This window comes from Clostridium tertium (assembly GCF_017873245.1).
GTDB lineage: Bacteria > Bacillota > Clostridia > Clostridiales > Clostridiaceae > Clostridium > Clostridium tertium.
This window is the reverse complement of sequence record NZ_JAGGJY010000001.1, coordinates 107,441-133,164: the sequence shown is the minus strand read 5'-3', so window position 1 is coordinate 133,164 and position 25,724 is coordinate 107,441. Positions and strand designations below refer to the sequence as shown.

Sequence of the window (25,724 nt, the reverse complement as noted above, 5' to 3'; positions counted from 1 at the left end):
TATTCACCCCTTATACTCTTTTATAAATAAAAGTAGAAACTTTTTCTAATCCATACTCTTTATAATTATAAATACTTTCTGTGGCTCCAACAAATAGTAGTCCACCTTTTTTTAAAGAATTTGAAAAATTTTTAAATATCTCTTTTTTAACATCATTTTTAAAATATATTATTACATTTCTACATACTATCAAATCAAAATCTTTTTCATAATTATCTAAAATCAAATCATGCTTTTTAAATCTAACCATAGATTTTATCTTATTATTTATAATGTACTTATCTTTCTCTAATTTAAAATACTTTTTCCTATAATCTTCATCTATATTTTTCATTTCTGCTTGTACATATTCTCCAAGACTTGCTCTTTTCAATATAGTACTATCTATATCAGTTGCAACTATATTATTTCTCCCCATTGGATTTATCTCATTTAACATCATTGCAATACTATAAGGCTCGCATCCTATAGAACAAGCAGCACTCCAAACTTTTAACTTATTATTATTTAAAAGATAAGATTTCAAAGCTTTTTCTAGTTCTTTGAACAATTCTGGATTTCTAAAAAATTCTGTAACATTTATAGTTATAAAATCTAAAAATCTCTGCCTTTCTTTATTATCAGATTGCAAAAGCTTTTTATAATCCTCTAATGATTTTATATCTATTCTTGACATTAAGCTTCCAATTCTTCTATTTAATTGTTCTTGCTTATATGCGTTTAAATTAATATTGAACTCTCTATATATCCAATTGTGAAATTCTGTAAAGTCCATATATATCCTCCTAAGTTGCATTAACTAAGCTTCTTATCTTTGCTGCAATATTATTTAAAGAAAGCACATAATCTACGCATCCTGTTTCATAAGATACTTTCGGCATCCCATAAATAACAGAACTTTCTTCATCTTGTGATATAGTTATTCCTTTATTCATTTTTACAACTACAGTTCCTTCTGCTCCATCTTTTCCCATACCTGTTAACACAACAGATATTACTCTACTACCATATATAGTAGATGCTGATATAAATAATTTATCTACAGCAGGTCTCACTCCCCATATTGGATCTTCAGTATTAAGCTTTAAAATACCTGACTTTTGGACTACCATATGAAATCCACCTGGAGCAATATATATTTTATTTTTCTCTATCTTCATTCCATCTTCAGCTTCTAAAACATTTAATGAGCATTTCTTATTTAATCTTTCAGCAAATGTTTTTGTAAATCCACTTGGCATATGTTGAACAACTAAAACAGATACATTTAAATCTGTTGTTAATTCTGTAATCACTCTTTCTATTGCCTTTGGCCCACCTGTTGATGCTCCTATTAAAATTATATCTCGTCTATTCTTTATGTCATTATGTATCAATAGTGCATACACCCCCTATAGTCTTCTTAGACTATTTCCAATACTCTTAATTGTAACTGCACCATCTTCACTTTCTAAAATCATAGTTCTTCCTTTGTTTCCTCCTATATCCTCTCCAATTATAGGAATAGATAATTTTGTTATAGCTTCAATTACAGCAGTACTATTTCTTTTCCCTACATCACTAATAATCTTTTTATCTGGGAAATTAAACATTGATGCTCCCCCTGCAATCTTAGCTACAATATTATCTTTTCTACATCCAAGAGATAACATTTTTTCTAGTAAACTTTGAACTCCTAAATCTGCATATTTAAAAGGATTTAATATATTCTTGAATTGTGTGCTATCTGGTAACATTATGTGAACAAGTCCTGCAATTTTTTTTTCTTTATCATATAAGGCTATTCCAACACATGATCCAAGTCCCATAGTTATTAGTTTATCTGGGGCAGATACAATAGCTCCATCAGCTATTCCAACTCTAACCTCTTTTTTATCTTCCAATTCTGTCACCCCTGAAAAATACTCTCTTCTTCTTCTACTGTTAATATTTTTTCTAAATCTAACATTATAATTATACTATTATTTTTCTTTATTAATCCTTTTATATATTTCTTTGATATTAAAGTTGAAAGACTCTCTGGATTATTTATTTCCTCATCAAATATACTTAGAACTTCACTGACACTATCTACCGATATTCCAAATTTCCCTGTATCTCTTTTTACAACTATTATTTTCTTATCTAAACTATTTTCCAATTTTAATTTGAATTTATTTAGAAGATTTATAATAGGTAAAACTCCATTTTCATAGTTAATTACACCATCTAAAAAATTTGGTGAATCTGGCAAAATTGTCGGTTCCTCATACCCTAAAATTCTCTCTACTTCCATTATATCAGTAGCATAGAATTCATTACCCAGTTTGAAAACTAAAATTTTTATCTCGTTCATTCCCATTCTTTTCCTCCTATAGAAGTAATTTATCTACAATTAAACTACCATCTTTATCCATATATACATGTACATTTTTAGATGGCTTTTCCAAGATATATTTTTTATTTCCTATAATAAAAATAGTGTTGTGATATGCAACATTTACATTTATTTCTCCTTTTTTATCTACCTCTAACTTTGTAAATACTCCTGAATCACTTCCTACTATTGAAGCATTAATTAAATTTTCTGCCTTCAAGTGCCCTCCTCTACAGACAGAAGAGTTAAGATAAAAATTAATATTACCAGATGAATTCAATTTGCTAGTAAATAAACCTTTTCCTATTATATTTATATCTCCTGTAACACTTATTTGGGATTCTTGAGCGTACTCTATTGTTAAATCTGATGTTGTTATAACATCCTTTTCTAGCTCTTCTAACTCCTTATCCACCTCATAAATTATATCTTCTATCTCATTAATATCTTTTATGGTGCTAGGAGCAGCCCCTATAAGTTTTGCCTTAACTAACTTTACAACAACAGAATTATAACAATTATCTTGCATAGCATTTGAAATTATATTTATACATTTTTTAGGAATATTTTTAAATTTTGTTTCAATAAGCGATTTAATTATCATTCCATCTGTTATATTTTTTTTAATTAAATTATTATCTTTTAAATACATAGAGTTTTTCAATAAAGATTCTAAATCATCCTTAATTTCTTTTAATGTTTTAACTCGCTTTTCTTTAATTAAATTTGCTCCCCCAACTTCAACTATAGAATTAACTACATTTCCCATAATTTTAGATGTATCTTTTGCATCTACAAATGCATTAAATACTCCATCCTTTACAGCAAGGCTACCGCCAGCAGTAACTTTCATACCTTCAGTTATCTTACCATTTATTTGTACATTTGATGGGAACTTAATATTTCCTGTTGAAATTGTAACATCATCATTTAATATATATATAGGTTCAACACTAATAGTATTTTTACTAAAACATGGTCTTCCAGCAATAGTTGAAATTATTAAATTATCTTTTATTTTACATCCTTGTCCCGCTGAAAAATTACTTTTTTTCTTTGCCTTCCCTGGTATTCGTTGTGAAAAAACATTTTTCCCATCAACACCATTCTCTCCCTTTATAATCTCGGCTAAAACTTCGTTAGCTTTAACACTTGTTATAGAATTAAAGTCTCTATAATCAACTTTTTCTGTATTTTCATCTATTTCTAATTTGTTATTTGACTTAAAAAACATCTTTATTTGATCTTCAATAGGAGGTTTTGCCTGCACTCCATGTGCAATCAATTTATTTTCAATATCTTTATTTGACACTATATACCTTAAAGCATCACTATCTATACCATAAGATATGCCCTTATCTTTTAATTCAGTAACTACCTCAGACTCTGTTATTATTGGTGGATCTATTCCTTCTTCAATGTCTACATCTAGTGATAGGATATTACCTTCCTTTGAGTCTTTTAAATAATAAACTAATTCCTTCTTATATGTAATTGAAATATATGCTTCTGTTTTATCATCATTAAATGTTATTTTAATAAGACGTTGTCCTTTTTCTTTAAACTCTTTAAACTCTATAACATCTTCCTCTTTTACACTAGACTGCTTAGCTACCTTTTCTCCATTTATATATAACTCCCCATTTAAAGGTGGCGAAATGGTTGCATATTCTCCATTTCCAACTGGATTCTTAACTATTATTCTTTTATCCCTAACATAAACACTTCCATCAATGTTATTGATTTTATCATAATTTTCTTCCATACCCCAGTCCCCTTTACATAAATATGGTAATTAAATTACCATTTTAATCATAACATAATTTAAAATATTTTTGAATATACACAAATCTTTTTAAAAATGCAAAAAAATCTATTATTTTATCTAAATTTATTAATGTATATTTTTATTTCTTCATCAAAGCTTTTAATTAATTTTTGCATAATTTTATTTTCAACATTAAAGTTAATTTTATCCACTTTAGAAATTGGCAATATTTTAGGTGATGTGCCAGATATAAATATTGCATCAATATTTTCTAATTGTTCAAAACTTATCTTTTTTTCTTCAAAACTTATTCCTAAGCTTTTAGCTAATAATATAATTCTACCTCTTGTTACTCCTGGTAAAACATCCTCTAATGGAGAGGTATATAATGTATCTTCTTTAATCATAAATATATTTGACTTGCTTCCTTCAGTTATAAATCCATTTGAGTTTACAAGTATTGCTTCAAAAGCATTTGCTTTATTAATTTCATCAGTTACTTTTTGCCTAAAATTACTATCAATCACCTTTGCATTAGGATTTGTTCTTTCTCCATGATAAAGTATAGTTTCTACTCCATTTTTATACATATCTTCGCTTGGATAACTATGTTTAATACTAAAAACCTTCATAGTATCACTTTCTATATCAAATGTAAGTTTAATATTTCCACACTCTACATTATTTGCTTCAATTAAGCTCACTAGATAATCTTTTATTTTATCATATTTATAAGAAAATGTTTTTCCCATCAACCTAAAAGATGATTCCAATCTCTTAATATGGTCTTCATAAAACAATGGAACTCTATCTATAACTCTTATAACTTCATATATGATTCTACCTTTTTCTGTTGAATCACTCGTATAATTATCTATCCCTTCTAAATGTCCATCTTCTAAATAATATTTTGAAATAGCTTCCATAAGTAATTCCTCCCTTTATTTCCATCTTAATACTTCAAAACTATTTTTCTTTTTATAATTTATTAAATATGCATTTCCAACTAAATCTAATAACGGCTTATCTGATAAGGAATCAGAAAACATATAAGAGTTTTTAAAATCAACTTTAATCTTTTCCTTCTTTAGCACTTCTTTAAGCCTTCTTACTTTTTCTTCACCCTTACAATTTTCACCTTCCATTTTTCTTATAAACTTGCCACTATCTATAGTAAATTTCGTTCCTATAACCATATCTACTTCTTTTATAGCGTAAAATTCTCTTAAATAAAATTCTGGAGATGCAGATATTAAATATACTTTATATCCTTGACTTTTTAGATCTTTCATCATTTTTATAGCATCTTTATATAATATATTCTCTAAAACATCGCTATAGAAATCTTTGACTAATATAGCTAAATCATTTTCATCTATTCCATCTATAAATTTAAGAAAACTCTCCTTTACTCTCTTTTCATCATAAACCTTTATAGAATACATAATTCCACTATACAAAGCTCTTGGAAGAAATTTAATATTTCCTATATCTCTTTTAATAACATATTTATATAATTGCATTAAAGTTTCTTTTTTAGTTATAGTATAGTCTACATCAAATATTGCTAATTTCTCCATTATCATTCCTCCTAAGCTAATTCATTATTAATTATATACTATAATTTGCTATAATTAAACAAATTAGTAGCTGAATTGCTTAAATATAAAATAATATTATCTTTATTATTTTACACAAAAAAATATTACTACATCTTTAGCGTAGTAATATTTTTACTTTTTATCTATTAAACTAATTTTCTCAAATATTTTTCTAATCTATTTAATCCTTCTTCAATTATTTCCATAGATGTTGCATAAGATAATCTTATATAATTATCTAGTCCAAAAGCAATTCCTGGTATTACTGCAACATTTTCTTCATTTAATAAACTTTTTGAAAAATCTAAAGATGAATTAATTATCTCACCATTAATCTTTTTACCAAAATAATTTTCTATACATACCATTATATAAAAAGCACCTTTAGGTCTTATAATTGACAATCCATGAATCTTATTAATTCTATCAATCATATAATTTCTTCTTTTTTCAAATTCTTTTATCATTATCTTTATGCTATCTTGCGGCCCATTTAACGCCTCAATTGCAGCATATTGAGATATAGAGTTTATATTTGATGTAACATGACTTTGAACACTACTCATTAACTTAGCAATTTCCTTGCTAGATGCTGAATACCCTATTCTCCAACCTGTCATTGCATATGCCTTTGATAATCCATTAATCACTATAGTTCTTTCATAAGAATCTTTTGATATAGATGCTATGCTAATATGCTTTTCATTATCATATATCAATTTTTCATATATTTCATCTGATATTATTATTAAATCATATTCTTTAGCTAGCTCTGCAATTTCAGTTAGTTCTTCTCTTGTATATATACTTCCTGTTGGATTATTAGGACTATTTACTAATATAGCTTTGGTTTTACTTGTAATTAAATTTCTAAGCTCTTTTACCGAATATTTATAATCATTTTCCTTATTAGTATTTATAAATACCGGTACCCCTCCAGCTAACTTTACTAACTCTGGATAACTTACCCAATAAGGAGTTGGTATTATTACTTCATCACCTTCGTTCAATATAGCTAAAAAGGTATTTGCTAAACTTTGCTTAGCTCCTGTAGATACTACTATTTGATCTGTATCATAATTTAATTCATTATCTTTTTTAAATTTATCACAAATAGATTTTCTTAAATCTAAAATACCACTTGTAGGCGTATATTTTGTTTTTCCATCTTTCATAGCTTTTATAGCAGCTTCTATTATATTTTCCGGAGTATTAAAATCTGGTTCTCCTGCCCCAAAACTTACTACATCAACTCCTGATTCTTTTAATTCTTTTGCTTTTGCTGTAATTTCCAGTGTTATTGATGGATTAATTTTCATTGCTTTATTAGATAAATCCATTTTGATACCCCCATTTACTTTTTAAAATTTATCAACTTATTTAGTAAAGCTTCATTTATCCCATAGCTTCCTATTAAATTCTCATTATAACATTCTTTACCATGATAATCGCTTCCACCAGTTATGAATAATTTATATTTCTTACATATATTATAAAAATTATTAGTTTGTTCTCTACTATGGCTAGGATGATATACTTCTACACCTCTTAGCCCATAAAATTTAAGATCCTTAATTATATTTTCTATTGCTAATCCTTTATATATTTGACCTGGGTGAGCTAAAACTGCAATTCCGCCTGAATTATTTATAACTTTTATAGCATCTTTATAATTTAGCTTGAAACCTTTAACATATGCAGGCTTTCCCTTAACTAAAAAGTTAGTAAAAGCAGCTTTATAACTATCAAAGTATCCTTTTTTAACCATAGCATTAGCAACATGACTTCTTCCAATCACTGTAGAATCTAAATCAATAGCCAGCTCATCTAAAGTTAAATGGATATCATTCTTATTTAACTTAAAAAGAATTTCTTCTATTCTTTCTATTCTTGCTTTATTTAATCTATTTACAGTTTCATTTAAATTTTTATCTTTTATATCAATAAAATATCCTAATATATGAATTTCTAAATCATCATATTCAGTACTTAGCTCTATTCCAGATATAATATTTATATCTTTATAATCATTTTTAATTATATATTGTGAAGCTATTGAGTCATGATCTGTTATAGAAATACTTTTCACACCTAGACTTTTTGCTTTATCTACAATTTCTTCTGGTGTCATACTACCATCTGAATAACTTGAATGAATATGTAAATCTGCATAGTTCATTTTAACACCTTATTTCTTAAGTATATATTAAAAATATATCATTATTAATATAAAATGACAATTAAAAAGTAAACATATATAAATTTACTTATTCCACAAATTTACTCTAAATCAAAGTAAAATTAATATGCTCACTTGAAAACCATAGATAAGGAAACTGTGAATTCAACTTTTGGTTATAAAGTATAGCATTATGCTTATTTGTTTTAATAAAATAATATTTATATTTTTATCAAAATAAAAGAAGTGCCAAACTTGACACTTCTTTTATTATTATTCTGCTAAATCTTCACTATAGAACTTTGATACTCTATCAAATTCTTCTTCTTCTGGAATTATTAATTCCCCATCTTCATTTGATCTAAATAAGTAAACTGAATCTTCATTTGGATCTTGAGCTAAGATATACTCATTTTCTTCAAATTCAAAAGCATCTATAATTGGACATGAAATAACATTTCCATTATCATCTTCTAAGTCTACAACAAAGTGTTCGTGATGATCTTCTCCACAACCACATCCTTCATGATGTTCATGATCATGATCGTGACCGCATCCACATTCCTTTTCTTCTTCGTTGCATCCACATTTCTTTTCGTTATCCATTAAACTAATCCTCCTTCAATAGATTATGATTCTATTTAATTCTACCCTTAATTAACAAAAATTAAAAGGAAAATATTAAATTATTTTTATTTTTTATTAAGAGTAGAAAAAAATGAGGAGCTTTATAGCTCCTCATCTATAAAAATTATTGTTGTTCTGCTAATCTCTTATAGTTTGCTAATCTTTCCATAGCATCCTTTTCTGTCTTTTCGAATAAAGCTTCAGCAGCTTCTGGGAATGCCTTAGCAAGTGATGCGTATCTTACTTCACCCATTAAGAATTCTCTGAAATCAGCTTTTGGTTCTTTAGAATCTAATGAGAATGGATTCTTAGTTCCAACTAAGCTTGGGTTATATCTATATAATCCCCAATATCCGCATTCAACAGCTTTTTTAGCTTCATCTTGGCTATTAGCCATACCACTCTTAATACCATGGCTTATACATGGAGCATAAGCAATGATTAATGATGGACCATCATATGCTTCAGCTTCAGCTATTGCTTTAAGAGTTTGGTTCTTGTCAGCTCCCATAGAAATTTGAGCTACATATACATATCCATATGTCATAGCCATCATTCCTAGGTCTTTCTTTTTAGTTCTCTTTCCTGATGCAGCAAACTTAGCTATTGCAGCAGTTGGAGTAGATTTTGAAGATTGTCCACCAGTATTTGAGTAGATTTCTGTATCAAATACAAGAACATTTACGTCTTCTCCTGAAGCAAGAACGTGGTCTAATCCACCGTATCCGATGTCATATGCCCATCCGTCTCCTCCGAATATCCATTGAGATCTCTTAACTAGGAATTCCTTATCCTTTAATACTTCTCTTGCATAATCAGCATCAACATTTCCTAAAGTAGCAATCACTCTATCTGCTCTATCTCTAGTTCCTTCTCCACTGTTCATGTGATCTAACCAGTCTTGAAGTACTGCTTTAACATCTTCTGAAGTTTCTACTTCTAGACCCTTCTTCATATTGTCAGCTATTCTTTCTCTTATAGCCTTAACTCCTAAGAACATACCTAATCCAAATTCAGCATTATCTTCGAATAATGAGTTAGCCCAAGCTGGACCATGTCCTTCATTATTTACTGTATATGGAGTTGCAGGAACTGATCCACCCCAAATTGATGAACATCCAGTAGCATTAGCTATCATCATTCTATCACCAAATAATTGAGTTACAAGCTTAGCATATGGAGTTTCTCCACAACCAGCACAAGCTCCTGAGAACTCAAATAATGGTTGCTCGAATTGGCTACCCTTAACTGTATTCTTGTTCATTGGGTTCTTCTTAGGTGCAACTTCTTTAACTGCATAATCCCAAGCTTCAATTTGATCTTCTTGAGTATCCATTGGTTTCATTATTAATGCTTTACCAGGTGCTGGACAAACTTGAGCACAGTTTCCACAGCCTGTACAATCTAATGGAGTAACTCCAATTGTATAGAATGTTGGCTCTTCTGTCTTTAATGCCTTTGCAGGAACAATCTTTAATGATTCTGGTGCATTTTCTTTTTCATTTTCATTTAATAAGAATGGTCTTATAACAGCATGTGGACATACATATGCACATTGGTTACATTGGATACATTTATCTTGTTGCCATTCTGGAACATTGATAGCTATACCTCTCTTTTCATATGCAGCAGTACCTGCCATGAATGTACCATCTTCCATTCCTTCAAATGCTGAAACTGGAAGGTCAAATCCTTTTTGAGCATTGATTGGTTCTACTATGTTCTTGATGAAAGCTGGAATGTCATTTTTTTCTTCCTTAACTTCTTCAACAGCATCTTTCCAATCTGCTGGAACTTCTATTTTAACTATAGATTCAACACCTTTATCTATAGCAGCATAGTTCATATTAACAACTTTTTCACCTTTTTTACCGTATGACTTAACTACAGCGTCTTTTAAGTATTTAACAGCATCTTCAACTGGAATGATGTTAGCAATCTTAAAGAATGCAGCTTGCATTATCATGTTGATTCTTCCACCAAGACCAATTTCTTGTGCTATCTTAACAGCATTTAAAGTATAGAAATCAATGTTGTTTTCTGCTATGAATCTCTTCATTGCTGCTGGTAACTTTTCATTAACTTCTTCCGGAGTCCAGATTGTATTTAATAAGAACTTACCATTTTTCTTTAATCCTTCTAATACGTCATATTTATAAACGTAAGCTTGGTTGTGACATGCTACGAAATCAGCTTTGTCAACTAAATATGGTGACTTAATTTGTTTCTTACCAAATCTTAAGTGTGATACTGTTATACCACCAGACTTCTTTGAATCATAAGAGAAATATCCTTGAGCATACATGTCTGTATGGTCTCCAATGATCTTAATAGCACTCTTATTAGCACCAACTGTACCATCTGATCCTAATCCCCAGAACTTACATGCTTTAGTTCCTTCTGGAGTAGCATCGATGTCACCAACTGCTTCTAATGAAGTGTTAGTTACGTCATCAACAATTCCAATTGTAAATCCATCTTTTGGATTTTCTGATAATAAGTTAGCATATACAGAAGCTATATGTGATGGATTTGGATCTTTTGAACCTAGTCCATATCTTCCTCCAACTATAACTGGAGCATTTTCTCTTCCATAGAATGCACTCTTAACGTCTAAGTATAATGGTTCTCCAATTGAACCTGGTTCTTTAGTTCTATCTAGAACAGCTATAGATTTTACTGTAGCTGGTATTACCTTTAGTAATCTTTCTGTAGAGAATGGTCTGTAAAGTCTTACTTTAACAACCCCAACTTTTTCTCCTTTTGCATTTAAGTAATCAACAGTTTCTTCAGCAACGTCAGTTGATGAACCCATTGTAATTATTATTCTATCTGCATCTGGAGCTCCATAATAATCAAAGCAGTGATATTCTCTTCCTGTTAACTTAGTTATTTCAGCCATGTAGCTTTCTACAACTTCTGGAATATCTTCATAGAATCTATTTACTGATTCTCTAGTTTGGAAGTATATATCAGGATTTTGTGCAGTACCTCTAGTTACTGGATGATTTGGATTTAAAGCTCTCTTTCTGAAAGCATCTAAAGCATCATGATCAACTAACTTAGCTAATTCATCATATTCTAAAACTTCTATTTTTTGAATTTCGTGTGAAGTTCTGAATCCATCAAAGAAGTTCATAAATGGTATTCTTGTTTTTATTGAAGTTAAGTGAGCTACTGCTGATAAATCCATAACTTCTTGAACTGATCCTTCTGCAAGCATTGCAAAACCAGTTTGTCTTGCAGCCATAACATCTTGATGGTCTCCAAATATACTTAATGAAGAAGTTGCTAAAGCTCTTGCTGATACGTGGAATACTGTTGGAAGCATTTCCCCTGCAATCTTGTACATATTTGGGATCATTAATAATAAACCTTGTGATGCTGTATATGTTGTTGTTAAAGCACCAGCTTGTAAAGATCCATGAACTGCACCAGCTGCTCCTGCTTCTGATTGCATTTCCATAACCTTAACAGGTTGTCCAAATATGTTCTTTCTTCCTTGTGCTACCCATTCATCAACGTGCTCAGCCATTGGTGATGATGGTGTAATTGGGAAAATAGCAGCTACTTCTGTGAACGCATATGATATATGAGCCGCAGCCGTATTACCATCCATAGTTTTCATTTTTCTCATCGTGTTTGACCTCTCTTCCTTATATATAAAATTTTATAAATATGCTAAATACAGAAATTTAATACTGTATTCAATAGAAATTAATTATTGGTAAGAAAAGATTCAATCGCTTAATTACGTCTCCGTACCTAACCCCTAAGGTACTTTCCTGAGTCTTTACCCCCTCAAAGAATTTATTTAGTTAATTTCTCACCAAGTTCTTTTGCCTTTAACAATTCTTCTTCGCTTGGTGATTCTTTAACGGCGATGTGTCCTACAACATTAAAGTCGTAATCATTCATACGTTGAACCCAGTCAACCATGAATTTTCCATCATCCCATCCATATGACCCAAATAATACTATCTTCTTTTGTTTGTTCGGTAATAATTTGAATTGGTTTATAAATGGTTCCATCTCATGTTGTTCAATTCTATTATTATCCATTGATGGGCTTCCAAAAGCAACTGCATCAGCTTCTGTTACATCTTCAACTGTTGCATCATAAACATATTTTATATTTACATCTGCATTGGCACATTTAGCACCTTCTGCAATTGAATTTGCAAGAACTTCTACATTTCCTCCATTGCTCCAATAGATAATAGAAATTTTCTTCATAATTACATCACCTCATCCTTTGACTAAATTAAGTCACATTGTTGGATATATATTACCTGTTTTTTTACTCACTATTTTATTATATAACACTATTTTTTTTTTGCAAGTTTTATACAAGCCATATTACTTCAATATATCCTTTTCAATTAAAAAAAATCTTATTTTACTTATTTAACTCCATACTTTGGTTAATTACTCCTAAAATCGCATCTACACCATTAGTTATACCACTTTTTTTCATATTTTTTACTAAAGCGCCACTTTTCTCTTTCAACTCATTTATTTTTGTAAGCAGCATTTCTTTATTTTCCATCATTTCATCTTCATCAAGGACTACTGAGTACCCTTCCTTCTCAAAAGATTTAGCATTTAATATTTGATCCCCTCTACTTATCTTTTTAGATAATGGAATTAAAAGAGTTGGTTTATTTAATGCTAGTAATTCAAATATAACATTAGCACCAGCTCTAGATATTACATAATCAGCAGCTTTTAATAAATGTGGAAGTTCATCTTTAACATACTCATATTGTACATATCCTTTTAAATTGTTTAGTTTTTTATCTAAATTTCCTTTTCCACATATATGAATAATATTAAAACTTTCTAATAAGGTTTTAATATTTTTTCTTACTTCTTCATTAATACTTTTAGCGCCTAAACTTCCCCCGATAATAAATAAAATTTCCTTATTATCATTAAACCCACATATCTGTTTTCCTTTAATTGCACTACCACTTAAAATTTCTTTTCTTATTGGTGTTCCTGTTAATACACCTTTACCATCCTTTATATAATTTAAACTTTCTCTGAAGGTAACGCATAATTTTGAGCAAAATGGAGCCGATAGCTTATTTGCTAACCCCGGAGTTAAGTCCGATTCATGTGATACAACTGGGATTCTCTTCATTGAAGCAGCTATTACAACTGGTACTGCAACAAATCCCCCCTTAGAAAATATTATATCTGGTTTTTCTTTTTTAATTATTTTATTAGCTTCTATAACACCTTTCATAACTTTAAAAGGATCTGTAAAATTTTTAATATCAAAATATCTTCTTAATTTTCCTGATGATATTTCATAATAAGGTATATTAGCATCTTTTATTATTTCTTTTTCTATTCCATCTTTGCTTCCTATGTATTTTATATCAAAACCTTCTTCTTTTAATCTTGGCACTAATGCTAAATTAGGAGTAACATGCCCTGCTGTTCCTCCCCCAGTCATTATTATTTTATATTTACTCATTTAAACACCCCACTTATTTAATTGACAATTAATAATTAATAATCGATAATTTCGGAATAAAACCCTCAAACAGTTTTATATATTATAATTTAAAAAATCCAAATTATTTTATAAACTATTTACTTTTAACTATAATTTAAAATTATTTTTCTCCTTAAATAATATCATATTATTCAAAACAATTTAAATGTTATTTAATTTATTATAAAAAATTATCTCTTCCACTATTATGCCCAATTACCTAAAGTTACATATCATATTTTTAAAAAATATACACAAGCTATAATTACAAAAGAGACAAGGAGGTGTAAAAATCATGGCAAGTAACAGAAGTTTAATACCAGAAGCAAAAAATGGATTAGCTAAATTCAAAAATGAAGTAGCTAGCGAAATGGGAGTACCATTCTCTGATTACAATGGAGATTTATCTTCAAAACAATGTGGTAGCGTTGGAGGAGAAATGGTTAAAAGAATGGTAGAACAATATGAAAACGGAATAAAATAGTTTTCCATTGTTAAATAATTAAATACCATAAACTTAAGGAGTTACCTTAACGTGATTTATATCATATCAAGGTAACTCCTTTTTAGTTTATTCGTATATTTTTTATCATAAGCTGGATATTTCTTTTACCATTAAATTCATTAATATTAGGATAATAAATCACATCTGCTTTTAAATTTATATAACTACTGTCACAAGCTCTAATAAATTCTTCTTCCCCATATTTATTTATAACTTCTTCTTTAAAAGTTTCAAATTTATCAAAGCTTACCCCATCTATATATAAAAATCTTCCATTAGATTCAAATTTAAATCTAAGCTTTAGAAAATTCTTTTCTTTTCCTAGTAACCATATTCTTTCTATATTAACATTTTTAACAGCAAATAAAGGACTAGAGTTTCCTTTTCCAAAAGGTCTTAAACTTTCAATAATATTTATTAAGTCTTCGTTTAAGTAATTTAATCCAAGAGGCGAATCTATCTTAACAGTAGGAATTATATCATTATCTGATAACTTACATATATTGTTCAACTTATTTCTTAATGGAATTATATTTTCTTCTTTAATAGATAATCCTGCAGCCATTGGATGTCCACCAAACTTTTCTATAAGCTCACTACATTTGCTAAGTTCTTCAAATATATTATAGCTCTCTATTGATCTTGCAGATCCTTTAGGCATTTCCTTACCTTTAGTTAAGACTATACAAGGCATGTTATATCTTTCTTTTACTCTACCTGCTACTATTCCTGCAATACTTTCATGTATAGTATCATCATATACCACTATTACTTTTTCTTCTTTGTTTTTTTCATTTTCTATTTTTTCAATAATTTTTTCAGTACTTTCTTTAGTTAAATCTTGTCTTATTGTATTTAATTCACTTAATTGATTTGATAAGGCTTTAGCCTTATTAACATCATCTGTTATCAACAATTCTACTGATAAATCTGCAGTTTCTAACCTTCCTGTAGCATTTATACATGGCCCTATTACAAATCCTAAATGGTATTCTTCAATTCTTTTATCACTTAATCCAGTTGATTTTTTCAATTCTTGTATTCCAAAGTTCTTTGTATTATTTAATAATTCTAGTCCTTTTTTAACAATAATTCTATTTTCATCAACCAAATCTACAACATCGCAAACCGTTGCTATAGAGGCAAACTGTATTAAATCTAAAAACTTTTCTTCATCTATTTCAAATTCATCATATAAACACTTAGAGAATTTTAATGCTACTCCAGCTCCACAAAGATTTTTAAATGGATATTTGCAATCACTTCTTTTTGGATTTATTATAGCATCTGCACTAGGTACAGTTTCTTTCAATTCACCTTTATCATTTTCTCTAATTGGTATATCATGATGGTCAGTAATGACTATCTCCATGCCAAGTTCTTTAGCTAAGTCCACTTGTTCAAATGCAGCTATACCATTATCACAAGTTAAAACTACTTCATATCCCTCTTCTTTAAGCTTTTTTATTCTTCCACTATGCATTCCATAGCCTTCATCTTCCCTATTTGGGATATAATAACTATAATTTGCTCCTACATTTTTTAAAGCTTTGTAAAATATAGTCGTGCTAATTACTCCATCACAATCATAATCTCCATAAATAATTATTTTTTTATTATTTAAAATAGCATTTTTTATAATGCTTACTCCTTTTTTCATATCAGCCATTAGATATCCATCATAAAAATCATTTATTGTTCCATTTAGAAATCTATTAGCTTCTTCAAAAGTATCTATCCCTCTATTTGCAAGAAGTCTTAGTACTAATGGGTTTTCATTTATAGAATTAGAGAGCCTTAAAAAGCCCTCTTTTTTATTTACTAGTATCCAATTTTCTTTCATTTTCCCTCCTAAGACAAAACTATTTAAATAACATACCGCTCTTTATAGACTCTGCCTTATCTTTTGAAATTACTGATAATATTTCAAAAGCAAATGGAATTGCTGCAGCTGGTCCCTTACCTGTTATCATTTTACCATCTACAACTACTAAATCTTCCTTGTAATTACTATTACCTATTTGGTCTTCAAAGCCAGGATAACATGTCATATTTTTACCTTCTGTTATTCCTGCCTCACCTAGAGCTATTGGTCCTGCACAAATTGCACAGATCCATTTATCTTTAGCATTAAATTCTTTTACTAATTCTATAACTCGTTCACTATCTCTTAAATTTTTAGCTCCTGGCATACCACCTGGTAATACTAAAAAATCATAATTTTTTAGTTCTTTATCCATTATATTTTTATCAGCTTTTACTATTATATTATGAGATGTTTTTACTTCTTCACCTTCTAATGCAAAAGTATGACATTCTACTTCTGCTCTTCTTAAAATATCAACAACAGTTAAAGCTTCTAAAGTTTCAAAACCATTTGCTAATAAAATTGCTACTTTCATTCTACAATCACCTCCATGATTATATAATTTCTTTGATTTCATCCTCTAAGGATATAGTCATTATACTACTTCCCTTACCTGCTCTATTTTGAAGCTTTATATCTTCTAGCTCTACTTCCTTCTTTTCTTTATTTTTAGAAATTAACGTTATTTTATCCGTAGATGTTAATGCAATTTCATTTGTATTATCCCTACTTTGTGAGCCTATTAAAGAACCATAAATTACTTCATCGTTTTCTTTTAAACTTATTCCTGTAACTCCCGAAGCAACTTTTCCCATAGTATTAACATTTTCAGAAGAGAATTTTATACCCATTGCCTTTTTAGTTATAATAAGCATTTCAACTTGACAATCATCATATAATTCAACTGATATTAACTCATCATTATCATACTTAAATTTATACGTTATTTGTGTTGAATAATTACCATCAAACTCTGTTAAAGCAGTCTTTTTAATCATTCCTCTTCTTGTAAAGAAGTAAATAAATTTATTTTCTTCAAAAGTTTTTAAAGAAAATACTTTTATTACTTTTTCATCTTTTTCTATATTATCTACAATTTTATCTAGTGGCAGCTCTCCTTTGCTTACTCCAGATAATAAGAATGCTGGTATTTTAAATACTTTCCCCTTATTTGTAAACATTAATACATTACTTAAAGAGTCTGTACTTACTTTTAAATTATCATTTTTCTTAATAATGTTAAAGCCTTTTATAGTTCCTTTTGAAGTTATTCCTATAGAAAAATTAACAAACTCCATAGTTTCACTATATTCAACTTTTATTATTTCATCCTTATTAGATAAATTGAACATTATTGTCGGTAATATATTTCTAGGTAAATCTTCTATTTTAGGAATTTGTAAGCTAAATGATAATCCCTCTTTTGTTTCAAAGCTTATAAATTCTTTTACCTCTTCTTGATTTAATAATATAACATCTATAACTTCTTCAAGTTCTTTAAGCTTTATAGCTTGCAATTTTGTATAGCTTGTTTGGAATTTATCTAATGAACTTCTCTTAATTCCACCTCTTGATGTTATAAATTGAATATATTTGCTTGGTATAAATGAAGTTACTGAAGTTGCAAATATAATATTTTCTTCTTCAAGATTTAAAGTTTTTATTATATTATCTACTTTTTCACCTTTTTCTTTCCATTTACCTTCTGGAATATTTATACCTTTAGTTTGATACATATTTCCTTTGTTTGTAAATAAAAGAATGCTTTCTGTAGTATTAGATTTAAATAAGAACTTTAATTCATCACCTTCTCTATATTCAATATCTTCTGCCTTCGCATTAAGTCTATTGAATGTTTTTAGCGGTATTCTTTTTATAAAGCCATCCTTAGAAAGTGTTATCATAACATCTTCTACAACTATAAGCTCTTCAACATCTATTTTTGCTTCATTATCATCCTTAATAATAGATGTCTTTCTAGGATTTCTATATTTATCTGATACTTCTTTTAATTCATTTTTTACTACTTTTAGAAGTTCTTTTTCTTCTGATAATATCTTTTTAAGTTTCTTTATAGTTTTTTCTAATTCAGCATATTCCTTTTGGAATACTTTTATCTCAAGTCCAGTTAATCTATATAACATCAATTCTAAAATTGCTTCTGCTTGTATTTCTGTAAATCCAAATTTACTTATAAGATTTACTCCTGCATCTTTCTTAGATTTAGATTCTCTTATTGTTTTAATAATTTCATCTAAAACATCTATAGCCTTAATAAATCCTTCAACTATATGAAACCTTTTTTCAGCAATAGATAATTCTTTTATAGTTCTTCTAGTTACTATTTCCTTTTGGTGGTTTACATAATGCTTTATTATAGTTTTTAACCCCATTGTTTGAGGCTTTCCATCTGCAAGAGCTACCATATTAAAGCTTAAATTACATTGAAGATCTGTTCTTTTAAATAAATATTTTAAAACCTTATCTGCTACTTCTTCATCAGCTGCTTTTCTTAACTCTATAACAGCTCTTACCCCACTCCTATCTGACTCATCTCTAATATCAACTATTGATTCTAAAGCCTTAGCATGTCTTTTATCTCCAGTCATTTCAGATATAGTTTGAAGAAGTTTTGCTTTATTTCTTCTAAAAGGGAACTCAGTTATTACTATTCCAACTCTTCCATTTTCAAGTCTTTCAATATTAGTTTTAGCTCTTAAAGTTACCTTACCCTCTCCAGTTTCATAAGCTGCCAAAATAGAATTTTGTCCTATTAATATTCCACCAGTAGGTAAGTCTGGTCCCTTTACATAATTCATAAGTTCTTTAGTTGTTATTTCCGAATTATCTATATATGCTAATACACCATCTGTAACCTCACCTAAGTTATGAGGAGGAATATTAGTCGCAAGCCCTACTGCAATTCCAAATGTACCATTAACTAAAAGATTAGGATACCTACTTGGAAGCACTTTAGGTTCCATTTCACTATCTGAATAGTTTGGAACCATATCAACAGTCTCTTTATCTATATCTCTAAGCATCTCCATAGCAATTGGAGCAAGTCTTGCTTCTGTATATCTCATAGCTGCTGCTCCATCACCATCCATAGATCCCCAGTTACCATGACCATCTATAAGCGTTTCTCTAGTTGAAAAGTTTTGAGCCATTATAACCATAGCATCATAAACTGATGTATCTCCATGTGGATGATACTTACCTAAGATATCTCCAACTATTCTCGCAGACTTATAATAAGGTCTGTCTGGAAATGCTTTTAGCTGATATGCTCCATATAATATTCTTCTATGAACTGGTTTTAATCCATCTCTAACATCAGGCAGTGCTCTATCCTTTGCAACTTCAATAGCATAGGGCAAATAGTTATCAGGCATTGCCTCTTCTAAAGGGACTCTAATTATATTATTATCCCTTGGTATATCATTAACTTTCTTCGCCATATTTTTTCTCCATCCTATAATTAAAATTCTCCATATTTGTACATATAAGTTTTTCTTGGTTCAACTATATCCCCCATCAGTAAAGAAACCATTTTTTCAGCTTTAGCAGCATCTTCAATAGTTACTTGAAGTAGAGTTCTTGTTTCTGGATTTAATGTAGTTTGCCATAATTGATCTGGATTCATTTCACCAAGCCCTTTATATCTTTGTATAAGTGCACCTTTACCAATTTCTTTTTTTACATTTTCAAGTTCCTCATCACTATAAGCATATTTATGAACTTCTTTTCCTTTAACTGTTTTATATACTTTATATAGTGGTGGTTGTGCTAAATATAAATGACCATTTGCAATTAAAGGTCTCATATATCTATATATGTATGTCATCCATAAAGTTCTTATATGATATCCATCTACATCAGCATCACTCATTATTATTATTTTGTCATACTTTAAATCTTCTTCTTTATAATTGTCTAAAGTTCCTGTTCCTAAAGCTGTATTAAATATCTTTAACTCCTCTGAAGCTAAAACATTTTCTAACTTTTGTTTTTCTGTATTCATTATCTTACCTTTTGAAGGCATTATAGTTTGGAATCTTCTATCTCTTGCTTGTTTTGCAGAACCACCAGCTGAATCTCCCTCAACTACTATAAATTCATTTACTGTATTATCTTTCAAAGTACAAACCGCAACCTTACCTGCAAGTGGCGCAGCACCTTTTCCTACCTTTTTCTTTTCAGCTTCATTAATTTTTTTAATTTTTTCTCTTCTTTGGGCTGCTTGAAGTGCATTATTTATAAGCATAGTTGCAACTTCTTTGTTATCTTCGATCCATTCGCTAAACTTAGTGTATGCCAAGTCATTCATCATAGTATATGCTTCAGTACTACCTAGTTTAGTCTTTGTTTGACCTTCGAACATAGGATTAGTTATTTTAATTCTTATGATAGCAGTCATACCTTCTCTTAAATCGTCACCTTCAAAATCCTTATCCTTTTCCTTCACAAGTCCAAGTTTCTTAGCACCTTCTTTAAAGGCTCTAGTCATTCCTGTTTTAAATCCTGTTTCATGAGTTCCTGCTTCTGTAGTAGGAATATTATTAACATAACTAGCTATATTTTCTGTTGATGAATCTGTGAATTGAATACATAATTCCCCAAACATTTGTATATTATTAACTACTCTTTCTCCTTCAAAGTAAATTGGAACTTGATGAAGTGTAGTCTTACTTTCATTTAAATATTCTATAAAATCTAAAAGTCCCCTTTCAGAATAATATTCTTTTCTAAATTCTTCTTCTTTTCTTAAGTCTATTAACTCTAGATGTATTCCTTTATTTTGGAATGCTAATTCTTGTAGCCTTTCATCAATTACATCAATTTTAAAGTCAACACTTGAAAAGACTTCTTTGTCTGGCATAAAAGTAACTTTAGTACCTGTATTTTTAGTTTTTCCAACTACCTCAAGCTTTGTTATAGGTGTTCCAGGCATATCTCTCTTTAATTCTTTATCATAAGCATATCCAAACCTTTGCTTATATATATTTCCATTTTGATGTACTTCAACCTCTAACCATGATGATAAAGCATTCACAACAGCTGCTCCTACACCATGTAATCCCCCAGAAGTTTTATAATTTTTATTATTAAACTTTCCACCAGTATGTAGTTCTGTAAAAACCATCTCTACTCCTGACTTCTTTTTAATTGGGTGAATGCCTGTTGGGATTCCTCTTCCATTATCAATAACTGTAATACTTTTATCTTTGTTTATAACAATTGTAGCCTTATCTCCATACCCATTGGATATTTCATCTATAGAATTATCTAAAACTTCCCAAACACAATGATGTAATCCCTTTGTTCCTGTAGAGCCTATATACATCCCCGGTCTTATTCTAACTGGCTCCAATTTTTCTAAGGAAGTTAAATCAGTAACATCATATCCTTTCATTAAATCTTCGTTCATACAAACCTCCAAAATCACTATTAATACGTCAAACCAAGATCTTTTAATTAGTTTAACCATCCATATTCAATATATATATATGCTTCAATTAATAATGTAAATAATTAAAACTAATTGTATATTAAATAGCCAACATACTTATTTAATTAAAATTTAAATTGAAATCATACATACTAATATTTTTTAATATAAGTTACTCAAACATTAAATTTATTTTATAATATCGATTACTTAAATTAATTATTTAAGCCTTAAAGCTTTATTGTAACCTATATAATCTTTTTAATTTTATCATAATTAACTTACAAATAAAAATATAAATCTTTATATCAAAAAAGTCAAACAAACGTTCGTAAAAGAATTTAAAATTTAAAAATATTTATAATCCTCTTTACATATTTAAAGAGCTGTTATAAAACTATTTTAGTAGTTTTATAACAGCTCTTTTAATTACTGAACATCACAAATTTCTATATTTCTAACATGCTTAGTCGGATTCCATTCCTTATTATTCTTTCTTATTATACCTTCTATTGTAATTGGTATCCATGTTAATGTATATAATGAATATAATAAGAATCTAAAGAATAAAATAAGTTTCTTTTTACCTAAGAATAATGCTGTAGCTAATAAGAACGCCAAATTATAAACTATGTCTATTAATAAAACTGTTGCATAATTTTCTGCCTTCGTAGCAAATACAGGTAATATAAATACACTTAGAGAATAGAATATAAGCATTACAAAAAGTCCAGGTGATATCTTTTTATCTAATCTCATAATTAAAGGAGTAATTAAAAATTGCATAATACCAATAACTTTAAAGAAAACATCTCCTGTTAAATAACTAATTAAAAAGATATTAAGTCCTTCTGGGCTCATGCCTTGAATAAAGCTTAATACTGCTGATATACCAATCATTAAAGTAAAGAACGGCTGTATAACATATAAAGCACAATCTAAAACAAACCATTTTCTTTCTTTGATGCCTTTTTTGACAAGTTTAACAAAATATCTAGATGCTACATCTGTAAATCCTTGCATCCATCTTCTTCTTTGTACCCATGATTGTTTTAATGTTAATGGCTTTTCATCATAAATTATTGCATCATGAGCCCAACCTACTTTTTCGCCATTTAAAACTAATTTACAACTAAATTCTAAGTCTTCAGTTAAGCATGTAGCTCCCCAACCAAACTTCTTTAAAATATCTGTGTCTATAGCAAATCCTGTTCCACCAATTTGATTTGATAATCCAACATTTGCTCTTGCTAATTGATACATTCTATTTTGTGTCCAAAATGCTATTGAATAAGAAGTAGCTATCCATGAGTCATTAGGATTTTTACTATCTATATAGCCTTGTACTACTTTATAACCTTCTATCATTTTTGAATTTATTTCTTTACACCAATTTTTTGATACTAAATTATCAGCATCAAATACTGCAACTGCATCATATTTCTTTTGCATTTTGAATATTTTATCAAACATCCATTCTAATGCATATCCTTTACCCTTTTGCTCTTTATTGAATCTTTCATAAACATAGACTCCATATTTTCTTGCTATTTTTGCAGTGTTATCATCACAATTATCTGCAATAACAAAAACATCAAAAAGTTCTCTCGGATAATCCTGATTTAGCATACTCTCTATTAACTTTCCAATAACAACTTCCTCATTATGAGCTGCAACTATCATTGCAAACTTTTTTGTAGGTGTATAATTTTTCTTTTCTGCTTTTCTTCTTAATCCAAAAAAAGCTAATATGAAATAATACATCATTATTGCAAAGACAACAATCTGAAATGCACCTGTCACAGTAAAAATAATCTCTTCCATTACATCCACTCCTATAAATAAAGGAAATTTTCCTTGTATTACTATTTTTGAACATTATCTTTGACATCTTTATTAAATATATTCTAATAGGGGTAAAAAATCAAGTGTAGAAATCTTAAAAATTCATTAATATTATATTAATCCAGCGTGCTTCAATTAATAATCTAAGTAATTAAAACTAGTAATATATTATAAAAATTGTAATTACATATTATTTAATTTTTCATTAGAATTACTAAAATAATAATTCTAATTATATATTTCAATTACTCAGTTTATCAAATACCAAATAATTATTTATATATATTATTTTATCCTATATAAATAACATATATAAATAATATGCTTATGTAATAATTCCCTAATTTTTTTACCCTAAATAAATATATTGTTGATGGTTTCCTTTTATTAATAATTTTCTTTATATCTTTATAAAATTTATACTATTAAAATATAAAAGCCACTTAGCTTATAGTATTAACTTAAAACTAAGTGACTTCTTATTAATAATCTTAAAATAGGGGTTGCTATTTTTGAGATTATACTATTCCTTGAGCTAACATAGCCTCTGCAACCTTCTCAAATCCAGCTATATTTGCTCCCATTAATATATTTCCTGGCTCACCATACTTTTCTGCTGCACTTTTAGAGTTCTTATATATGTTTTTCATTATATCTTTAAGCTTTAAATCAACCTCTTCAAAACTCCAAGCTAATCTCATACTATTTTGAGACATTTCTAAAGCAGAACAGGCAACTCCACCTGCATTAGCAGCCTTTGCTGGACCAAACATTACTCCAGATTTTTGAAGTAATTCAATTGCATCTAAATCAGTTGGCATGTTAGCACCTTCTGACACAACTTTTACTCCATTTGAAATTAATATTTCTGCGGATTCTCTATCTAATTCTCCTTGTGTTGCACAAGGAAGTGCTATATCACAATTAATTTTCCAAATTTCCCCAAATCCTTCTACATACTTCGCAGTTGGAACTGAATCTAAATACTCCTTGATTCTACCTCGTTTTACTTCTTTAATTTCTTTTATTACATCTAAATTTATTCCATTTTCATCATAAATATATCCATTTGAATCACTTAAAGCTACAACCTTAGCACCTAATTCTGTTGCTTTTTCACAGGCATATATAGCAACGTTTCCTGACCCTGATATGACTACAGTCTTGTCTTTAAAACTTAAATTATTATCATTTAGCATTTCTTCTGTGAAATACACTAATCCATAACCTGTAGCTTCTTTTCTAGCTAAACTTCCACCATAAGTTAATCCTTTTCCAGTTAAAACGCCTTGATCATTTGCATTTCTAATTTTCTTATAATAGCCATACATATATCCTATTTCTCTAGCTCCAACTCCTATATCTCCAGCTGGAACATCTGTATCAAGACCTATATGCTTACATAATTCTGCCATAAAGCTTTGACAAAATCTCATTACTTCTCTATCAGATTTTCCTTTAGGGTCAAAATCTGATCCACCCTTACCTCCACCTATAGGTAAGCCAGTTAAGGAATTTTTAAATATTTGTTCGAAACCTAAAAACTTTATTATACTTTGATTTACAGATGGATGGAATCTTAGTCCACCTTTATAAGGTCCAATTGCACTATTAAACTGAACTCTAAACCCTCTATTAATTTGAACTTTTCCTTCATCATCTACCCATGGTACTCTAAAAAATATTTGTCTTTCAGGTTCAACAATTCTTTCTAATATTCCCTCTTCTATGTATTCAGGATGCTTGTCGAATACTGGCACTAAAGAATTCAGTACTTCTTTTATTGCAGATAGAAATTCTTTTTCACCACTATTTCTTTTTTCTACTTCAGTAATAACTTTATTTACATATTCTCTTCCGGACATTGGCCCCAACTCCTTTAATTTCCAATAATATTTATAATACATTATTATAATATTTTTTACTATATTTTTCTTTAATATTCTATAAAATTATTAATTTAATAATTTTATACGCATTTTCATATTATTTTAAAAATTTGAAAACATTTAAAAATC

20 protein-coding genes are annotated in these 25,724 nt (G+C 28.8%); 1 reads left to right on the top strand and 19 read right to left on the bottom strand.

The genetic code is table 11. From position 1 onward, the window contains the following. Nucleotides 1-10 precede the first annotated feature (10 nt). The 13 genes from J2Z25_RS00640 to J2Z25_RS00580 all read right to left on the bottom strand — a co-directional run bounded on the left by J2Z25_RS00640 (nt 11) and on the right by J2Z25_RS00580 (nt 14,016). The gene (locus J2Z25_RS00640) at nt 11-775 is read right to left on the bottom strand and encodes a CheR family methyltransferase (protein WP_008678007.1); all 765 of its coding nucleotides are present in this window, start codon (nt 773-775) and stop codon (nt 11-13) included. A gap of 10 nt (nt 776-785) precedes the next feature. After that, on the bottom strand, nt 786-1,376 hold the full coding sequence (locus tag J2Z25_RS00635; RefSeq protein WP_008678005.1) for a CheB methylesterase domain-containing protein: 591 nt from the start codon (nt 1,374-1,376) through the stop codon (nt 786-788). A 15-nt stretch (nt 1,377-1,391) separates the two neighbouring features. Then, nucleotides 1,392-1,892 carry a chemotaxis protein CheD gene (locus J2Z25_RS00630; protein WP_008678003.1) on the bottom strand — a complete coding sequence of 167 codons (501 nt, stop codon included), beginning with the start codon at nt 1,890-1,892 and terminating at the stop codon, nt 1,392-1,394. Further along, nucleotides 1,889-2,341: a chemotaxis protein CheW gene (locus J2Z25_RS00625; RefSeq protein ID WP_008678001.1), complete on the bottom strand. Its 453-nt coding sequence runs from the start codon at nt 2,339-2,341 to the stop codon at nt 1,889-1,891. Before J2Z25_RS00625 ends, J2Z25_RS00630 begins: the two co-directional genes overlap by 4 nt. A gap of 10 nt (nt 2,342-2,351) precedes the next feature. Beyond that, nucleotides 2,352-4,121 carry a flagellar assembly protein A gene (locus J2Z25_RS00620; RefSeq protein WP_008677998.1) on the bottom strand — a complete coding sequence of 590 codons (1,770 nt, stop codon included), beginning with the start codon at nt 4,119-4,121 and terminating at the stop codon, nt 2,352-2,354. A 116-nt stretch (nt 4,122-4,237) separates the two neighbouring features. Continuing rightward, nucleotides 4,238-5,050: an aminotransferase class IV gene (locus J2Z25_RS00615; protein WP_008677996.1), complete on the bottom strand. Its 813-nt coding sequence runs from the start codon at nt 5,048-5,050 to the stop codon at nt 4,238-4,240. A gap of 15 nt (nt 5,051-5,065) precedes the next feature. Further along, on the bottom strand, nt 5,066-5,704 hold the full coding sequence (locus J2Z25_RS00610) for an HAD-IB family hydrolase (RefSeq protein ID WP_008677995.1): 639 nt from the start codon (nt 5,702-5,704) through the stop codon (nt 5,066-5,068). 167 nt (nt 5,705-5,871) lie between these two features. After that, nucleotides 5,872-7,065 (bottom strand): pyridoxal phosphate-dependent aminotransferase, encoded by a 1,194-nt coding sequence (locus J2Z25_RS00605; protein ID WP_008677994.1) that lies wholly within the window; start codon nt 7,063-7,065, stop codon nt 5,872-5,874. 14 nt (nt 7,066-7,079) lie between these two features. Then, nucleotides 7,080-7,904 carry a PHP domain-containing protein gene (locus J2Z25_RS00600; RefSeq protein ID WP_008677993.1) on the bottom strand — a complete coding sequence of 275 codons (825 nt, stop codon included), beginning with the start codon at nt 7,902-7,904 and terminating at the stop codon, nt 7,080-7,082. Nucleotides 7,905-8,177: 273 nt separating this feature from the next. Then, the gene (locus tag J2Z25_RS00595) at nt 8,178-8,510 is read right to left on the bottom strand and encodes a DUF1292 domain-containing protein (protein ID WP_008677992.1); all 333 of its coding nucleotides are present in this window, start codon (nt 8,508-8,510) and stop codon (nt 8,178-8,180) included. Nucleotides 8,511-8,655: 145 nt separating this feature from the next. Then, nucleotides 8,656-12,168: a pyruvate:ferredoxin (flavodoxin) oxidoreductase gene (nifJ, locus tag J2Z25_RS00590; protein WP_008677991.1), complete on the bottom strand. Its 3,513-nt coding sequence runs from the start codon at nt 12,166-12,168 to the stop codon at nt 8,656-8,658. 173 nt (nt 12,169-12,341) lie between these two features. Then, nucleotides 12,342-12,767 (bottom strand): flavodoxin, encoded by a 426-nt coding sequence (locus J2Z25_RS00585; RefSeq protein ID WP_008677990.1) that lies wholly within the window; start codon nt 12,765-12,767, stop codon nt 12,342-12,344. Between the two features lie 163 nt (nt 12,768-12,930). After that, nucleotides 12,931-14,016, bottom strand: a complete 1,086-nt coding sequence (locus J2Z25_RS00580) for an undecaprenyldiphospho-muramoylpentapeptide beta-N-acetylglucosaminyltransferase (RefSeq protein WP_008677989.1) — start codon at nt 14,014-14,016, stop codon at nt 12,931-12,933. Between the two features lie 316 nt (nt 14,017-14,332). On the opposite strand from J2Z25_RS00580, the gene J2Z25_RS00575 reads away from it, so the two are divergent. Beyond that, nucleotides 14,333-14,521: an alpha/beta-type small acid-soluble spore protein gene (locus J2Z25_RS00575; protein ID WP_008677988.1), complete on the top strand. Its 189-nt coding sequence runs from the start codon at nt 14,333-14,335 to the stop codon at nt 14,519-14,521. Between the two features lie 82 nt (nt 14,522-14,603). Here the strand turns inward: J2Z25_RS00575 and recJ are convergent, their stop codons facing one another. The 6 genes from recJ to gdhA all read right to left on the bottom strand — a co-directional run bounded on the left by recJ (nt 14,604) and on the right by gdhA (nt 25,571). After that, nucleotides 14,604-16,385, bottom strand: a complete 1,782-nt coding sequence (gene recJ, locus J2Z25_RS00570; protein WP_209737576.1) for a single-stranded-DNA-specific exonuclease RecJ — start codon at nt 16,383-16,385, stop codon at nt 14,604-14,606. A gap of 19 nt (nt 16,386-16,404) precedes the next feature. Beyond that, complete coding sequence (locus J2Z25_RS00565; protein ID WP_097032801.1) at nt 16,405-16,944, bottom strand: DJ-1 family glyoxalase III; 540 nt, start codon at nt 16,942-16,944, stop codon at nt 16,405-16,407. A gap of 19 nt (nt 16,945-16,963) precedes the next feature. Then, on the bottom strand, nt 16,964-19,870 hold the full coding sequence (locus J2Z25_RS00560) for a DNA topoisomerase IV subunit A (protein ID WP_209737568.1): 2,907 nt from the start codon (nt 19,868-19,870) through the stop codon (nt 16,964-16,966). A 20-nt stretch (nt 19,871-19,890) separates the two neighbouring features. After that, a complete protein-coding gene (locus tag J2Z25_RS00555; protein WP_209737566.1) occupies nt 19,891-21,840 on the bottom strand; it encodes a DNA gyrase/topoisomerase IV subunit B in 1,950 nt (649 codons plus the stop codon). 450 nt (nt 21,841-22,290) lie between these two features. After that, entirely contained in the window at nt 22,291-23,685 is a 1,395-nt protein-coding gene (locus tag J2Z25_RS00550) for a glycosyltransferase family 2 protein (RefSeq protein ID WP_097032668.1), read from the bottom strand. Between the two features lie 539 nt (nt 23,686-24,224). Beyond that, nucleotides 24,225-25,571: an NADP-specific glutamate dehydrogenase gene (gdhA, locus tag J2Z25_RS00545; protein ID WP_209737563.1), complete on the bottom strand. Its 1,347-nt coding sequence runs from the start codon at nt 25,569-25,571 to the stop codon at nt 24,225-24,227. Between the last annotated feature and the right edge of the window lie 153 nt (nt 25,572-25,724).

Coding starts and splice junctions, on each gene's coding strand:
- J2Z25_RS00640 (WP_008678007.1), bottom strand. CDS start 775: ATGGACTTTACAGAATTTCACAATTGGATATATAGAGAGTTCAATATT.
- J2Z25_RS00625 (WP_008678001.1), bottom strand. CDS start 2,341: ATGGGAATGAACGAGATAAAAATTTTAGTTTTCAAACTGGGTAATGAA.
- J2Z25_RS00620 (WP_008677998.1), bottom strand. CDS start 4,121: ATGGAAGAAAATTATGATAAAATCAATAACATTGATGGAAGTGTTTAT.
- J2Z25_RS00615 (WP_008677996.1), bottom strand. CDS start 5,050: ATGGAAGCTATTTCAAAATATTATTTAGAAGATGGACATTTAGAAGGG.
- J2Z25_RS00610 (WP_008677995.1), bottom strand. CDS start 5,704: ATGGAGAAATTAGCAATATTTGATGTAGACTATACTATAACTAAAAAA.
- J2Z25_RS00605 (WP_008677994.1), bottom strand. CDS start 7,065: ATGGATTTATCTAATAAAGCAATGAAAATTAATCCATCAATAACACTG.
- J2Z25_RS00600 (WP_008677993.1), bottom strand. CDS start 7,904: ATGAACTATGCAGATTTACATATTCATTCAAGTTATTCAGATGGTAGT.
- J2Z25_RS00595 (WP_008677992.1), bottom strand. CDS start 8,510: ATGGATAACGAAAAGAAATGTGGATGCAACGAAGAAGAAAAGGAATGT.
- nifJ (WP_008677991.1), bottom strand. CDS start 12,168: ATGAGAAAAATGAAAACTATGGATGGTAATACGGCTGCGGCTCATATA.
- J2Z25_RS00585 (WP_008677990.1), bottom strand. CDS start 12,767: ATGAAGAAAATTTCTATTATCTATTGGAGCAATGGAGGAAATGTAGAA.
- J2Z25_RS00580 (WP_008677989.1), bottom strand. CDS start 14,016: ATGAGTAAATATAAAATAATAATGACTGGGGGAGGAACAGCAGGGCAT.
- J2Z25_RS00575 (WP_008677988.1), top strand. CDS start 14,333: ATGGCAAGTAACAGAAGTTTAATACCAGAAGCAAAAAATGGATTAGCT.
- recJ (WP_209737576.1), bottom strand. CDS start 16,385: ATGAAAGAAAATTGGATACTAGTAAATAAAAAAGAGGGCTTTTTAAGG.
- J2Z25_RS00565 (WP_097032801.1), bottom strand. CDS start 16,944: ATGAAAGTAGCAATTTTATTAGCAAATGGTTTTGAAACTTTAGAAGCT.
- J2Z25_RS00560 (WP_209737568.1), bottom strand. CDS start 19,870: ATGGCGAAGAAAGTTAATGATATACCAAGGGATAATAATATAATTAGA.
- J2Z25_RS00555 (WP_209737566.1), bottom strand. CDS start 21,840: ATGAACGAAGATTTAATGAAAGGATATGATGTTACTGATTTAACTTCC.
- J2Z25_RS00550 (WP_097032668.1), bottom strand. CDS start 23,685: ATGGAAGAGATTATTTTTACTGTGACAGGTGCATTTCAGATTGTTGTC.
- gdhA (WP_209737563.1), bottom strand. CDS start 25,571: ATGTCCGGAAGAGAATATGTAAATAAAGTTATTACTGAAGTAGAAAAA.